This window comes from Richelia sinica FACHB-800, assembly GCF_014698825.1.
Classification (GTDB): domain Bacteria; phylum Cyanobacteriota; class Cyanobacteriia; order Cyanobacteriales; family Nostocaceae; genus FACHB-800.
In genome coordinates, this window is sequence record NZ_JACJTT010000018.1 from 54,711 (window position 1) to 70,783 (window position 16,073).

Consider the following 16,073-nt stretch of genomic DNA (forward strand, 5'->3'; position numbering starts at 1 on the left):
GAGGCTTTTTGAACTCTCACGTATCATTTAGGATTGCTATATTTGATGATGGGGTGGTTTGGGTGATATTGGAATTCCTTGCGTCAACCCAACCTACTCACTGCTATTTTTACTGTGAATGGAACTGACTATAATGTAACGACAGTTACAAAGAGTAATAACAGTTTATCCTCGCAATTGCAATCTCAGGTTTGGTAGGGAAATCAATCGTTATCCAATTCCAGTTCTATTAGTCTAGTTTTTAGCTGCTCTATACCTTTTGCCTGCTCAATGATAATCTCTACCAGTTGTTCTGTTGCGAATTGTCTCAATGTTTCACTGTCTAGTTTTGAGGGCAGGTCTGTTTCCATAACTGCTATCTTCTGCCTCACATATCACACTTGTCAATCCCCTGCAACCTGAATCCTTACCGTTATTGATGCTAGAATTTTGTGTTTTATTGTTGAATTTCGTTGCTCAAAATTGTCTAATTAAATCGTTCAAGTTCTAATCCGTTTCTAGTGATTAATCTTAAGTTTATATAACGATAATAAAACATAATTTTTGTAGTAATTTTGGTAATTATTTTTTTAATCAGGGGATGATTCTTGCGGCATATCTCTTCACGTTTTTCAAAAAAAATACGATTTTTTTCTGGCTCAGATTGTCCATATTTGATTCTGACACGCTCAATTTTATCTTTAAAAAAATCCAAGTTTTCCATAGTGTCATGTCTTATGGTGAGTCCAACTTTAGCTGCTGCTAGTCCCATTGTATTTCCTTCCCCATCATACATACCATTTAGTTCAAAAAATCTACCCAACTGTTCCCAAAGCTTTAAAAAATGTATTTCTTTACCTTCATCTCTGGTTACTACAAATAAGAATTCATGTACAAAGCGAATATTTTCATCTTGCAAATTCAAATTTAAGTGGTGAGCAGACTTTTCTACAACTAGGTATTTTTTATTTGTATTGACATTATTTGTCATTTTAGTAGCAAAATGTTTTTTAATACTTGAACAACTTCTGGCTGTTATACCTGGCAACCATTGAAACTGGGGAAATTCTTTTAATATCCTCATATCTGCATCCATAAACATACAGGAACTGAACAAAGATAATGCTTTAGAAATGACATATACTTTATCTTGGTAGCAGCCTACGCTTTTTTGACTATGTTGAAAGGATTGAACCTGTTCAAACTGACTAAAGTAATGTGGTTTATCAGTGAGAATCACAAAGGGAATACCTGGGGCATACACAGAAATATCTTCAGCCAAAAGTAATGCTAAATCACGGTATTCTTTACCTAACGCTAAAGTACAAAAGCAAAAGTCATTGTTATTGATATTCATTTTTGATATTTGCGTATTTTGTCGAGGTTATTTTGTAACTATTATACATCAATTTGATAACTTAACTAAGCATCTTGTTTCTTTTTCTGTCAAGATAATATTCTGCTTCTGTGCAAGCGGGTGCGTTGCTGACTCAAAGATGAATCTTGGGTATAGACACCTTGGATGATAAGAGTCTCTACAAACATTTTGATATAAGGTCAAAAATTGTTTTCATACATCATAAATATCAGCAACGCAATTTAACGCTTAATGCACTAACTCAATAGCCCGCTTAGTCAACGCTTCCGCAGTCAACCCATTAAACGCCATCAACTCACCCGCACTTGCGGTAGTTTCCCCACGTTTCCAAGCGAAAATATCCCGCTTGCTGGTACTGCGTAACATAATAGGTTCTAACATCGCACCAGCACCACCAGTCACACCAATTAAGGCATCACCAGCAAACAAACTAGCAAATTCTGCATCACTCAAAAACCCACCATCAGGTTCAGAACAAGTATCCCAAGCTGTATCATTAGCACGATATAAACGCCGGGGGTTAATAACAGAAATTATCTTTACCCCAATACCTTCAGTCTCTAAAAATGCGGCGGCTTCAAACACGGGAATTAAGGTCATATCGCCAATTACAGCAAATACAACTTGCTTTCCTCCCGCAACTTCATGTAATAAAATCGCGCCTTTTTCTAACCCTTGTTTGGTTTGTTCTAATGTTGTTCTAATGGGCAAAGGTGACTTACTTGCAGTAATGACAATTCCTTTATTTTTTGTTCCTAAAGCCCAGTCATAACAGACTTGAATACTGTTAGCATCGGGGGGAAAAACAGGAAATACATTTCCATTTCTCATCATCGAAGCAAAATAGGCTTCAATTTCTGGTCTTTGGTGTGTCCAACCGTTGCGACCTTGTTCTAATGCACCGGCAGTAAATAAGGTAATGGTTGACGGTGTTTTTCTTCTTAATTCTGCCATTGCTTGGGTGACAGTTTGCCAAATTGGTAAACCATTGATGGCAAAAGATTCATAAGAACACCACAAACTTCTCGCCCCCATTAAGGATAAACCAACTGCTAAACCTGCACAGGCATCTTCGCTCAAAGGTTCGTAAACTTGACCTCTGGGGGCTTGATGATAGGTTTCATCTGCTGTGGGGTGAATGATTTTTAATGCCTCATTAATATTACCAATTCCTGAAGCGGCGTTACCATCGGCGTTAGTGACGAGGAAGTTTTTATCTTTATTTCCGATTATTCCGACTAACCTTCCCATTGCGGTGGTGGAAACTTTTGGATCTCCGCCAACTGCATATTCTTCTAATGGTAATTCGCCGATGTCTGCTAAAGGTAATTCAAATTCTGTAACTACAGTTTTCGCTGCGGGGCCACCTCCGGCACGTTCGGCGTTTGTGCGGACTGTTTGCCATGCTTCCACAGGTAAAGCGCGTTTTTGTAAAGCTGTGACAATATGAGGCGCGGTTAAGGTATCTTGAGGATAGAGGTTGTGAGATTTTGCCCCTAAAGCGTGAACACCCGCGCCTTTGAGTTGTTTAATGATAAATACCGTTAATGTGCCACTCAAAGCAGAACGGGCAGCTTTATCAACGCCTACTAATACCGCTTTGGTAAATTCTAACCGTTTTTGGAAGGAGAAAATGGTGCTATCTACGTAATCTCCCGGTTGGTTTTGGTCGTCAAATTCCTTGGCATCTACAATGATAACTTCCGCAAAACCGTTACCTTTCCAATAAGCGATCATTTCATCATTGGTTTTTAAAGATACCATGCTATGATGCTCTTGGCTGTAACCGTTCCAAACTAGGATAGGTAGGAAGTTGGTTACTTTGGGGTAAGCGGTGTTAAAGTGCGCCATTGCACTCATGATGTAGGGTTCACCTAGTCCCCCATCTCCCACAGTGAAGGGGAAGAGTTTGTCACGGTGCAGCAGTGCAGCAGACATGGCAAAATGTTGTCCTTGTCCCAAAGGACCAGCAGGGGCGAGAATACCAGGAATGTAACCAGATAAATGTCCGATTAGACCATGTTTTTCTCGGAAGCGATCGCGCAATTGTTGTACTGTAGAAATGCCCATGTCTTCTAAGGAACGATCCAAAAACATGGCACTATAAAAACCAGGGGCGTGGTGTCCAACTTCGGTGATAATGTTTTTATGTCCCAGCATGACCAAAGCTGCATAAGCTTCCGCTTGGCTGGCAAAACCGCCGGGATGTCCAGAAGCCTTACTACCAGTAATTTGTAGAGTCAGGTAGCGCAGGGCATCAGCCGCGAGTAGGGTTTGATAAACTACATTTGGATCTGTAGGTGAGGCGATCGCACCCTTGCCCGATTCTATCACCGGCGTTGCCCCATAAGTTTCAAAATCTGGTAATGCTTCCCCAAAATATTGTATCCCTTCACAAAAATTCGGAAGCGCAGAGGATGCCTTTGATGTAGCTACTGTCATGCTGAGTACCTTAATAAAATGCGGAGAAATTTGCAATGTTTGTTCACATTAACAAAAATTTTACATCTTTCAGGTTGTAATCCGAATTTTCTATAAACAGGAATTATCATGAATCAGTCTCAATTGTTCATATCAATAAAAAACATCAATTAATCTATAGTTATCACAAATGATAGCGATTAATAAAATGTATACTTCAATTGCTTTGACTATCAATTTTCTAGATAATTTTTAATTCTCTATTTTGTCAATCCTGTTATGGTTACTACTGCTAAAAAATAGGGTACTAGCAATGCTAATACCCTATTTAACATGGCCTATGATACTGAACAATGAACCTTTATCACTTAGTGTTCAATCCCATAATTGAGCCTAAAGATGCTGCTAAAAAAAGATTAAAATACCAAATAGACATTTGTCTGCGAAAAGTCAATGGTCAATATTTTGTTGTCATAGAAACCTAATGAGTTTAGATATGTGTCTGCAAAACTATTGAAACCATCACAAATAATTTGCCTCTGACTATTCCATAAAGGTATAATAGTATTTCCTCCTGATATTGTTTCCATTTCTTCTAAAGTAAGATGATGAAACGGCCTATTTAATTCATCAGCAGATATTTCAGATTTCACACTTGTAGCCCTTGTCTTAATTAATTCAGAGATGAGCAGGCGTAAAAGTTGGTAATCCATCAAAAACTGTTAACAAATACCCTTAATAAAAACAGTTTTGTACAACACCTGAATTGATGCAAACAATGATTTACCAGGAATTGATCACAATGTATGTTGACCGGGAATAATCTATGGTATTAAACTTACTATCACGGATACTATTACCTACTCCTTCAATTGTATTTGATGGACTATTTATATCTCCATGATTAGTATTTATATAATAGTTATTTAAACTACCCGCACTCCCGCCACAGACCGTTAATGTTTCAGTTGGAGATAATTCACGAAAAAAGCTACTGGCATTATCAGCCTTAAGATTGGTAATCACTATTTTCTTCATGGTTTTATCCTCTAACTTAAGAGTTAATTCTGCTCTAGTCTTATCTACATAACTAGCTAGACTTAAGGTAATATAACTCTTCCAAAGAAATAAAGCTTTATGCACATCGTTTGCAGACAAAACCCTTTCATTTATGTCTAAAATTGATTTTTTTACAAAATTACTATAAACATACTCATTGAATTAACATACAATCATAAAATCTACATTAATTAAAGACTGGGATTTAAGTGCTCAAATATTTGAAAAATTGCCACTTCCATATCCTTAACCTTGCTTGCCTATTGCTAAGACATAATTAAATATCTTTTGTCTATAAAATTTATGTAATAGTAATCCAGAGGACATATTTATCTGCAATATCAATACAAACTTTTATTTTGGCTTTAAAGTTTAATCAATTTTTCTGAGAAAGTATCACTATGGATGTATATGTTTGTGTATAAGCATATTTTGTATATACTAGTTCTGTAATTATCTAATTCTAAATTCACTGAGAAATTTAGAATCAATGAACATAGATTCCTCACAGAAAAATCTTATGCCTCTACCAACTGGACCCAAAACCTCAGCTACAGTACAAATGCTAAACTGGGTATTTAGACCCATGACCTACATGGAAGAATGTGCCAAAGTTTACGGAGACATTTTTACTCTCAAGCTGCAAAGAAATTTACCTCCACTCATATTTATCCATAGTCCTGAGGCAATGCAAGAGGTATTAACTAATGATACCAAAGAGTTAGAAGCACCAGGAGATTTAAACGATATTTTTGAATATTTACTAGGTAAAAATTCGGTCATTTCCCAAAGTGGTAAAGAACACCAGCGCCAACGTCAGTTGTTGATGCCTCCCTTACATGGGGAAAGAATGCGAACTTATGCTGATGTTATTAATGAGGTGACTGAGAAAGCCATTAACAAACAACAATTTAATCAACCTTGGAATGCGCGGACAGTTAGCCAAGAAATCACCCTCAGCGTGATGATGCAAGCTGTTTTTGGTCTTTATGAAGGGGAGAGGGCAGAAAAAATCCAAAAATTATTGTGTGAAATTATAGAAGTGGGTAGTGCAGCTTGGAGAGTCGCATTATTATATTTTCCTGCTTTACAAAATGCGATTGGTATTTCTCAAATTCTCAAACTGCAAGACCGTCGGCAAGAATTAGCTGACCAACTTCTGTATCAAGAAATTCAAGCACGACGAGAAAATCCAGACCCATCACGTACAGATATCCTCAGTTTACTTATGGCTGCCAGAGATGAAGATGGTCAACCCATGAGTGATGTGGAATTAAGGGATGAATTAATGACCTTGTTAGTAGCAGGTCATGAAACCACTGCTACAGCTATTGCTTGGGCCTTATATTGGATTCATAAACTACCCCAAGTACGTCAAAAACTACTACAAGAACTAGATAGCTTAGGGGAAAATCCAGATGTCAACGCCATCTTTAAACTACCCTATCTCACCGCTGTTTGCAACGAAACCTTACGGATTTATCCTGTGGGAATGCTGACCTTTCCGAGAAGGGTGAAAAAGCCTATAACATTGTGTGGTCATGAACTCGAACCAGGGTCAGTGGTGATGGGTTCAATTTACCTAACTCACCATCGAGAAGATATATACCCTAACTCTAAGCAATTTAATCCAGAACGCTTTTTAGAAAAACAATTTTCACCCTATGAATTTCTACCTTTTGGGGGTGGTGCAAGGCGTTGTATAGGTCTAGCATTTGCCCAATTTGAAATGAAATTAGCACTTGCCAAAATTCTGACTAATTGGGAGTTAGAACTGGTTAACCAGAGTGAAATTAAACCAAAACGTCGTGGTTTAGTCACAGGACCCGATAGACCGATTCAAATGGTGATCAAAAATCGTCGTCAGCAAAAAGCCCAGATTTTAGAAGCGGTGACAATTTAATGTTGAAATCAAACTGATTTTGATATCTATAAAAGCATTGATGAATCAGTAGGGGTTTAGCATTGCTAAACCCTAACAATAATATTGATCAAATAAATAATTAAAATATTATAGATTTGCTAAAAAATTGACCATAACTATCAAATAACTATTTATTCTGCATTTTATTTTCTGTATCCTTAATCTTGCCTTGTTGATAATTACTACCGGGCATATATCCTTTTATAGATACTCTCCTGAGTATCCAAGATATACATTAGCTTGTATCACCATAGGAGGTAAGTAAAAAATTATGTCATTAGACCAGCAAAAATTTCCGGAAAGACTCTTATCTCAAGAAGCAGAACGTAGACTTTCTAGTCAGCTAGACCAAGTAGACAGCATTAGAGTTGATGTGCAAACTGATATTCTCAAAATCTTTCAAGGACAGCTAGATGCTGTTTCTCTAGCAGGGGAAGGCTTAGTAGTTCAAGACCAAATTCGCGTCCAAGAAATTCATCTACAAACAGATAGTATTAACTTCAATCCTCTCAGTGTAATTTTTGGGCAAATTCAACTCAATGCCCCAGTTAATGCGATGGCGAAAATCGTCATTACAGAAGCTGATATTAACCTTGCTCTCAATTCAGAATTTATATATACACAAGATATGGAACTATGCTTAGATGGTAAACCTGTAAAATTTCAACTCAAAAAAATACAGATATCCTTAGGTGATAACCAAGAAATAGAATGTAATGGTGAAATTTTGATGACGGAAAATCTCCAAAGTCACAATTTAGAATATACTGCCATTATTAAGCCGCCTCTTCATGCTAGCAATACCAGTTTTAAAGATTTTCGATGCTTACAAGAAACAGGTATATCCCTAGATTTAATTACTGCTTTAATGCAGAAAATAAAAGAATTAATCAATCTCAGTTATTTTCAATGGCACGATATAGGATTGCTGATTAAAGACATAACCATTGCTGAGAAAAAATTAATACTGATAGTAGAAGCTATAGTCAAACAAATTCCACCAATAGTCAATACCTTATCTTCAACATAAAAATATTCATCATCATCAGTATTTTTTTACAACTGTATGATGTAAATTTAAGCAAAATCTTTTAATATCAAAAAAACGACCTTCTGATATAAACACGATGATGCCAGAGTATGATGTTGTAATTATTGGTGCTGGACACAATGGTTTAGTGTGCGCGGCTTATTTGCTTAAAGCTGGTTATAGCGTTCTACTACTAGAAAAGCGTTCTGTTCCCGGTGGTGCAGCCACAACTGAAGAATGTATACCAGACCAAGCACCGGGATTTAAATTTAATTTATGCGCCATTGACCATGAATTTATCCACCTGGGGCCAGTCGTGGAAGAATTAGAACTCAAAAAATACGGTTTAGAATATTTAGATTGTGATCCTGTCGCCTTTTGTCCCCATCCTGACGGTAAATATTTCTTAGCACATAAATCTCTGGAAAAAACCTGTGCAGAAATTGCTCGGTATAGTGAACGTGATGCCCAAAAATATGCGGAATTTACTCATTATTGGCAAAGGGCATTAGGGGCGATGATTCCCATGTTTAATGCTCCACCCAAATCAATTATAGATATAGCCGGTAATTACGATATTACTAAATTAAAAGATTTATTTTCTGTCATTGGTTCTCCCACCAAAACACTAGATTTTGTGCGGAATATGATGACTAGTGCAGAAGATTTACTGACCGAGTGGTTTGATTCAGAATTTCTCAAAGCACCTTTAGCTAGATTAGCATCAGAATTGGGTGCGCCACCTTCACAAAAAACCATTGCCATTGGGGCAATTATGATGGCTATGCGCCATAATCCTGGTATGACTAGACCCCGTGGTGGTACAGGTGCATTAGTTCAAGCATTGGTGAATTTAGTCACGAGTAAAGGTGGTGTAATTCTCACAGACCAGCAAGTGGAAAAGGTATTAATTGATGATGCTAAAGCTGTGGGTGTTAGGGTAGCTGGTGGGGTAGAATACCGGGCTAAATATGGTGTAATTTCTAATATTGATGCCCAAAGGCTATTTTTAAGAATGACAGATAAAAGTGATATTGATGCAGTGGCACCTGATTTATGGGAAAGATTAGAACGACGTATCGTTAATAATAATGAAACTATTCTTAAGATAGATTTAGCGTTAGATGAACCCCTGCATTTTCCTTACCATGACCACAAAGATGAATATTTAATTGGTTCAATTTTAATTGCTGATTCTGTTGCCCATGTAGAACAAGCTCACAGTAAATGTACATTAGGAGAAATTCCTGATTCTGATCCTTCCATGTATGTGGTTATGCCTAGCGCCCTTGACCCTACTTTAGCACCTCCAGGCAAACATACAGTCTGGATTGAATTTTTTGCACCGTATCAAATTGCTGGGGCTGAGGGTACAGGGTTAAAAGGAACAGGTTGGACTGATGAATTGAAAAATAAAGTGGCAGATAGAGTAGTGGATAAATTAGCAACTTATGCCCCAAATGTGAAACAAGCAACTATTGCTAGAAGAGTAGAAAGCCCCGCCGAGTTGGGAGAAAGATTAGGCTCTTATAAGGGGAATTATTATCATATTGATATGACCTTAGATCAGATGGTATTTTTTAGACCTTTACCAGAATTAGCGAATTATAAAACCCCCATTGAGAATTTATTTTTAACTGGTGCGGGTACACATCCTGGTGGTTCTATTTCGGGAATGCCTGGGCGTAATTGTGCAAGAGTATTTTTACAGACTAAGCACCCTATTACTCAGACTTTGAGGGATGCACGGGATTCAATTAAGTCTACTGTGGAGTCGGTGTTTAAAATTGGATAAATGTGGTAAATGAGGTTACAGCAAATTTCATTTAAGTGAAGCACAACTATAGCGGGCAAGATGCCCGCACCACAAGAGTTAGATTATTCATGTGTATAAATTATACACTTGCAATCTGCTGTATACAGTTCAGTTAATCAAAAAGTAGCGGACTGACACTACTACAATGATGCAAAAAAATTGTAGTGGCGTGTCTAGACTAAAATGCTGCATTAAAACTCTCTTGTGAGATAAGCTCTCTAGCCCGTCCGGTGCGGGCAAGATGCCCACACCACAAGAAATATATTTTTGCACTAATTTAAGCTTGCCACGTCACTACAGATTAGATTTATTGGTGCATTTAGAGAAAATTTTCAGGGGAAAAAGTCCAATCCCACTGAAAAACAGGTTTTGCTGTCGTCTAACTAGTGACAGCTAACTTTTCATCACTAGTTTGAGTTGTGGTGTTTTCCTCTACAATTTTGCGGAATAAATCTCCGTCAATTGTTTCTTGTTCCGCTAATAAATCAACCAAACGCTCAAACACTAGCCGATTTTCTTGGAGGATTTCTTTGGCTTTGTTGTAGCTGTTGTTAACTATTTCCCGGACTTGTTTATCAATTTTGGCGGCGACTTCTTCAGAATAATCGGATTTATTCATCCAGTCACGACCTAAAAATACCTCTCCGTTGGGGTTTTCTAGGGACAGTGGGCCTAGGGTAGACATACCAAATCTAGTTACCATTTGTCTGGCTAAACTGGTGACTTTTTGTAGGTCGTCCCCTGCACCTGTGGTCACTTCGGCTTTACCAAAGACTACCTCTTCTGCGGCCCGACCGCCTAAAGTAGCGGTGATTCTCGCTAATATTTGGGAACGGGAAATTAAGCCTTGTTCTTCGTTGGGGGTAAACCAAGTTAAACCTAGTGCTTGACCTCTGGGGATTAATGTCACTTTTTGGACTGGGTCGTGGTCTTTAATTAAAGTCCCCACTAAGGCATGTCCGACTTCATGGTAAGCGATTAAACGCTTGCTCTTACTATCAACTAAAGCTGTACCTTCCATCCCTGCGACCACTCGATCTACGGCATCGTCAATTTCCAGGTTGGTAATGGCTTCTTTACGTCTTCTAGCGGTGAGAATTGCAGCTTCATTGAGCAAATTAGCTAAGTCTGCACCGGTGAACCCAGGGGTACGACGAGCGATCGCATCTATAGATACACTGGGATCAATCTTCTTATTGCGCGCATGGACTTTTAAAATTTCCAATCTTCCCTTCAAATCAGGTGCATCCACTATCACCTGTCTGTCAAACCTCCCTGGACGCAACAAGGCTGCATCTAGCACATCAGGACGGTTGGTGGCAGCAATAATAATAATGCCTGTATTGCCTTCAAAACCATCCATTTCTGTTAACAGTTGGTTGAGGGTTTGTTCCCGTTCATCATTACCGTTACCAATCCCTGCCCCTCTTTGTCTACCAACAGCGTCAATTTCATCGATAAATATTAAACAAGGGGCATTATCCTTAGCTTTTTTAAACAAGTCCCGCACACGAGAAGCACCAACACCCACAAACATTTCCACAAATTCAGAACCAGAAATGCTAAAAAATGGTACTCCTGCTTCCCCAGCGATCGCTTTTGCTAGTAAAGTTTTCCCTGTACCCGGTGGCCCAACCAATAGCACACCCTTGGGAATGCGTGCCCCAACCGCCGTAAATCGTTCCGGTTGCTTGAGAAAGGTGACTACTTCTTGTAATTCTTCCTTCGCCTCTTCCACCCCAGCTACATCGTCAAATTTCACCCCAGTCTTCGCTTCCATTTGAAAACGAGCGCGAGATTTACCGAAATTCATGGCTTGACTAGAAGCATTAGCGGAACGACGGATAAACAACAACATTAAAGCCACTAGAGGCAAAATCCACATCAGGTTAATTAACAAACCCACCGCTACCCGACTATTAGCCGAAGAAACCTCCGCAAAATCAACGTTTTTCTGTTTGAGTTTGTTGATTAATTCTGTGTTTTGGTCTAACAGTTTCACCTGAATCGGTGGTGCATCTGGCTTTTGTCCCACCAAATACACCTTAGCTAACTGTTCGGTTTCATCAAGTTCAACTTTTCGTACTTCCCCTTTTTCGGTTTTTTCCAGTAGATCCCCATAGGTTAAAGGTTCACGGTCTACTTTTTGCGCCAAAGCCGGAGTACCCACCAGGATTCCTGGTAACATGATTAAACTTGCGGCTAATGCTCTCGTCCAAGCAGCTGTTTTGGGCGATCGCTTTTCCATCAATAAATTTTTCCCTAACTTCGTCATCATCAATACCCTTTCTCTATAAACCCACGTTGGGCAAAATCCCCGTCCCATCAATTATTCCCGCCATAGCTTCTACCTCAACAGTACAAACCTGGCGAAAATTCCAGCATTCCGTTAAGAGTTGGTCAAATGACCGGATGCTCTTCTCCACAAGTCGTAACTCTCTGGGTGGTTTATTTAGTCGATTGAGTTTATTAAATTTATGCCCAGATAGATAAATCTTAACTATCTCTGGGAATTCATCAACTGCTAGTTTGTCCACTTTCTCTCACTTCATTCCCCATCAGCCTTTTTGAGCCAGATATCATTAAGCTTTCTTCTTTTCGTCAAAATTTACCACCTGTCATTTAGCCATTAGTTCTAGTCTAACTGCCAAGGCAAATCATGCCCACGTATTTCCTTTTTGGGATGATTGAGAAAAACTGGATACATCACATCAGTATCACTAAACAGTGGAATTTGACATATTTCGTAATCAATAGGCTATACTAAGCATAGTCATAATGACTTCGCTTTTTAACAAACTAGCTTGGTAGGTGAATTATGGTAAAAATTGTGGGTATTGCAGGAAGTTTAAGGCCTGGTTCCTACACTCAATTAGGACTGCAAATAGCAGCACAAAGAGTAGCAGCTTTAGGGGCAGAAGTCAAAATTATTGACCTGAGACAAATACAACTGCCATTTTGCACAGGTGCGAAAGAATATCCAGAATATCCAGATGTACAGAAACTACGTGATACCGTTCGCAATGCAGATGGACTAATTTTAGCCACCCCAGAATATCATGGTGGTGTTAGTGGCGTAATCAAAAATACCCTTGACTTGCTCAGTTTTGACGAATTATCTGGTAAAGTTACCGGACTCATCAGCATTTTAGGTGGTCAATCTAATAGCAATGCTCTCAATGACTTACGTATCATTATGAGATGGGTACACGGTTGGGTAATTCCTGAACAAATAGCTATTGGACAAGCTTACAGTGCCTTCAGCCCTGAAGGTAAGTTGCTAGATGAAAAACTATCTCAACGGTTTGATCAATTTGCCCAAAGTTTAGTTGATAACACCCGAAAATTACGGGGATTTAATTAGAAATAGGTAGAAATGGGAGGACAAATTAGATGTCAGTTCTCCCTTGATCAAATCAACCCATTTTGATCACACAAAATACTTTAGTGCAAAACTTGACTTTGGCAATATTCCTGTGTTGGTGTAACCGAAGCAATTTCCACTTCTACAGGTGTTTCTGGGGTGGGGTTAATAATGAACTCACTGGCACCTGCATGGGGTTTTTGAGGATTTCCCCAGTCGTAGGTATAACCTAAACCAGTCCAAGGATAATATTCTAAACTTGCGTTGCTGTAGGAATTTGTGTAGATAGCTTTGACTAGAGAACTGCTATCAGGAACAGGAACAGGGAACACATTACAACTAGAATCGTTTATTTCGGGATCAATACAAGGTCTGACTAAATCTTCACCTTTTACCCACATTTCTACAAAATGGGTTTTGTTGGCATATTTGTTTAAAATCAGACCTAAATACTGCTGCAATCTTAAAGCTAATTCGATATTGTCAGGGACTTGAGCATCTGCTAGTTGAAATTGCTGGCAGAATTCCTTCACTTCGGGTACAGCTGTAAACCAGGTTTGATATTTAATCAATTTTTTTGTACCAACTGGCCAATCTCCAATAGGATTAGCTGTATATTTCCAAGTAGACATTAAATACTCTATTTTGCCGTTGTTATTTCTCCACTTAATTTTCGGATTGTCTGGTGACAATACTAATAAATTATTGACTACTTCATTTAATTCTGGCTTCTTGGCATCTTCAATCCCTGCGGCTAAAGTTTCACTTAAGGTTTTATAAGTTTCTGGTTGATATTGCAAAAAGTATTCGTTGACATTTTGGGGCAAAGTTAATTGGGCTATTTGGGTGTGGGAAATTGGTATATCGTTCTGTGTTTCTGCTAAGGTAATCTTCTGCCCACCAAAAATAAAGGCAGCAAAAAATAGCACAATTACCCAAAGGCGATAGTGAACATTTCTCATGGTCAACAACTTGGTATTCTGACAGATTTATGTGATTACAGCAGGGAACGGTGAACAGGCTATTCACCCTGGTTGAATCTGACTTTTGCGGAGATTTTTGACCTTATTCAGTTGTAATCTGCTGTAAATCGGATTATAGAAGCTTTTACAAGAATTATGGTTATATTTTTCTATATTTTGATTGATTTTCTTGTAGGAAATATAAAAAAAATCTATATCTCTGAAAAGAATGATTCAACTATTTGTCCAAGTTTCATTGTAGATAAATACACTGATTAATCATGGGACTAATCATAGGTAAATACATGGAATTTACATGTAATTAAAATACAAATAATAATCTTCTAAAGAGGAGAAAATTGTCAAATATATACTAAATAGATTGATTTAAAGCTCTTAATTTAAAGTGATTGACATTTTTATTTCTTTCTAACCATTTAGGTACTTGATGGGCTGGCATTGGCGGAGAAAAAAGATATCCTTGCCCATAATCACATCCCAAAAATCGTAAACTATCCATTTGTTTAATTGTTTCTAAACCTTCTGCTATGACATCTAAATCTAATGTTTGCGCTAAGGTAATAATCGCTTGCATAATACCTAAGTTACGTTCATCTTTACCAATACCTGATACAAATGAACGGTCAACTTTTAAGGTATCAATGGGTAAATCTTGTAGGTAGGAAAGAGAAGAGTAACCAGTACCGAAATCATCTATGCTAATTTGAATTCCTGCTGCCCTCAATTCTTCTAATTTAGGAATCACCTTCTGGCGATTATTCATCAGTTTACTTTCTGTAATTTCTAATTTTAGTTTTACTTGGTGTAAATCTAGAGACTGATGAATTTCGATGATTTTTGGTACTACTTCTGGTTCGTTTAATTGTACTCCAGATAAGTTAACTGATACGGTTAAAGGTAAGTAATTTAGGAGTTCTTTCTGCCATATATTTAATTGACGACAAGCAGCTTCTAAAATCCATTCACCCAAGGGTATGATCAATCCTGTTTGTTCGGCTAAGGGAATAAATTGGGATGGTGAAATCCATCCAAGATGTGGATGTTGCCAACGAATGAGGGCTTCAAAACCGACTAATTCCCAAGATTCTAAGGAAACTATTGGCTGATAAAAAAGCTGTAAATTCTGATTAGATATTGCTAGCCTCAACTCGGTTTCCATATGTAACCGTTCTAAGGCTTCTTTTTGCATATTTTGGGTATAAATAACTGTGGAGTAGGATTGAATGCCGTTTTTTTTAGCTGTGTAGTTGGCAATTTCTGCTGCTCGTAAAAAATCTTCTGGTCCAACAAAACCAATGGTGGAATCAACAACACCAATGGTGACGGAAGCGTAAATGACAAAGCCTTGGAGGTCGAGGGGAGGGTCGATGACTTGATGTACTTGATTGGCAAGGGCTTCTGCGGCACTGACATCTGGGAGGTTGCCTAACAGAAAGGCAAATTCATCTTTACCGACTCGTGCTAAACAGTCTCCAGGACGTAGTTGCTTTTCTAAACGTTTAGCAATTTCTACTAATAGTTGTTCACTTTTGAGATGACCAAAACCATATTTGATGGTGCGATATTGATCTATGTCGAGAAAAACCACTGCAAAGATGAGGTTATCCTGTTGGGCATTATTTATTTTGTCTTGCAGAATATTTAAGAAGGCGTTGCGATTGGGTAGACCTGTGAGTTCATCACGAAAGGCTAAATATTCAATTGTTTCTAAGGCTAGTCTCCTTTCTGAGCGCATTTTTGCTTCTCTTAATTCTCTTTCGATAGCTGGAGCTAGTCTAGTCAAGTTTTGTTTGAGCAGATAATCATGTGCTCCAGCTTTCATTAATTGCACTGCTATTTCTTCACCAATGGAACCGGAGACCACAATAAAAGGGGTGTCTATTTCTTGGCGTTTGACTAATTCCAGTGCTGCGATCGCACTAAATTTAGGCATAGAATAATCTGCAAGGATGACATCCCATTGCTGGTATTTAAGAGCAGTTATGAGCGATTGAGCGGTTTCTACTTGTTCATATACCACTTGATAGTTTGCAGATTCCAACTCCAATACCAATAATTCCACATCATCCAAATTATCTTCAATAATCAAAACTTTAATTTGATGAGTTGTCATAGGGAT

The 16,073-nt window shown here is 38.2% G+C and carries 13 protein-coding genes; 4 read left to right on the forward strand and 9 right to left on the reverse strand.

Annotated features, from left to right (window positions below; genetic code table 11):
• Positions 1-203: 203 nt before the first annotated feature.
• The 5 genes from H6G73_RS13900 to H6G73_RS13920 all read right to left on the reverse strand — a co-directional run bounded on the left by H6G73_RS13900 (position 204) and on the right by H6G73_RS13920 (position 4,936).
• Positions 204-350, reverse strand: a complete 147-nt coding sequence (locus H6G73_RS13900) for a hypothetical protein (protein WP_190605397.1) — start codon at positions 348-350, stop codon at positions 204-206.
• 116 nt (positions 351-466) lie between these two features.
• Positions 467-1,336 (reverse strand): hypothetical protein, encoded by an 870-nt coding sequence (locus H6G73_RS13905; protein ID WP_190605399.1) that lies wholly within the window; start codon positions 1,334-1,336, stop codon positions 467-469.
• Positions 1,337-1,585: 249 nt separating this feature from the next.
• Positions 1,586-3,799, reverse strand: coding sequence for a phosphoketolase family protein (locus H6G73_RS13910; RefSeq protein ID WP_190605401.1), 2,214 nt, complete (start codon positions 3,797-3,799; stop codon positions 1,586-1,588).
• A gap of 395 nt (positions 3,800-4,194) precedes the next feature.
• Positions 4,195-4,491: a hypothetical protein gene (locus H6G73_RS13915; RefSeq protein ID WP_190605403.1), complete on the reverse strand. Its 297-nt coding sequence runs from the start codon at positions 4,489-4,491 to the stop codon at positions 4,195-4,197.
• 70 nt (positions 4,492-4,561) lie between these two features.
• Positions 4,562-4,936: a hypothetical protein gene (locus H6G73_RS13920; protein WP_190605405.1), complete on the reverse strand. Its 375-nt coding sequence runs from the start codon at positions 4,934-4,936 to the stop codon at positions 4,562-4,564.
• Positions 4,937-5,357: 421 nt separating this feature from the next.
• Between H6G73_RS13920 and H6G73_RS13925 the strand changes: the two genes are divergently transcribed.
• From H6G73_RS13925 to crtO, 3 genes are all read left to right on the forward strand, one after another.
• Positions 5,358-6,740, forward strand: a complete 1,383-nt coding sequence (locus tag H6G73_RS13925) for a cytochrome P450 (RefSeq protein ID WP_190605407.1) — start codon at positions 5,358-5,360, stop codon at positions 6,738-6,740.
• A 292-nt stretch (positions 6,741-7,032) separates the two neighbouring features.
• A complete protein-coding gene (locus H6G73_RS13930; RefSeq protein ID WP_190605410.1) occupies positions 7,033-7,791 on the forward strand; it encodes an LmeA family phospholipid-binding protein in 759 nt (252 codons plus the stop codon).
• Between the two features lie 100 nt (positions 7,792-7,891).
• Complete coding sequence (gene crtO, locus H6G73_RS13935) at positions 7,892-9,586, forward strand: beta-carotene ketolase CrtO (RefSeq protein WP_190605468.1); 1,695 nt, start codon at positions 7,892-7,894, stop codon at positions 9,584-9,586.
• A 400-nt stretch (positions 9,587-9,986) separates the two neighbouring features.
• Here crtO and ftsH read toward each other — a convergent pair whose 3' ends face one another.
• Positions 9,987-11,882 carry an ATP-dependent zinc metalloprotease FtsH gene (gene ftsH / locus H6G73_RS13940; protein ID WP_190605470.1) on the reverse strand — a complete coding sequence of 632 codons (1,896 nt, stop codon included), beginning with the start codon at positions 11,880-11,882 and terminating at the stop codon, positions 9,987-9,989.
• 16 nt (positions 11,883-11,898) lie between these two features.
• Positions 11,899-12,144, reverse strand: coding sequence for a hypothetical protein (locus tag H6G73_RS13945; protein ID WP_190605412.1), 246 nt, complete (start codon positions 12,142-12,144; stop codon positions 11,899-11,901).
• A 281-nt stretch (positions 12,145-12,425) separates the two neighbouring features.
• Here H6G73_RS13945 and H6G73_RS13950 point away from each other — a divergent pair, with 281 nt between their 5' ends.
• The gene (locus tag H6G73_RS13950; protein ID WP_190605414.1) at positions 12,426-12,971 is read left to right on the forward strand and encodes an NADPH-dependent FMN reductase; all 546 of its coding nucleotides are present in this window, start codon (positions 12,426-12,428) and stop codon (positions 12,969-12,971) included.
• 80 nt (positions 12,972-13,051) lie between these two features.
• Here H6G73_RS13950 and H6G73_RS13955 read toward each other — a convergent pair whose 3' ends face one another.
• Positions 13,052-13,933: a hypothetical protein gene (locus H6G73_RS13955; protein ID WP_190605416.1), complete on the reverse strand. Its 882-nt coding sequence runs from the start codon at positions 13,931-13,933 to the stop codon at positions 13,052-13,054.
• A gap of 373 nt (positions 13,934-14,306) precedes the next feature.
• Positions 14,307-16,067: a GGDEF domain-containing response regulator gene (locus H6G73_RS13960; RefSeq protein ID WP_190605418.1), complete on the reverse strand. Its 1,761-nt coding sequence runs from the start codon at positions 16,065-16,067 to the stop codon at positions 14,307-14,309.
• Positions 16,068-16,073: the final 6 nt, after the last annotated feature.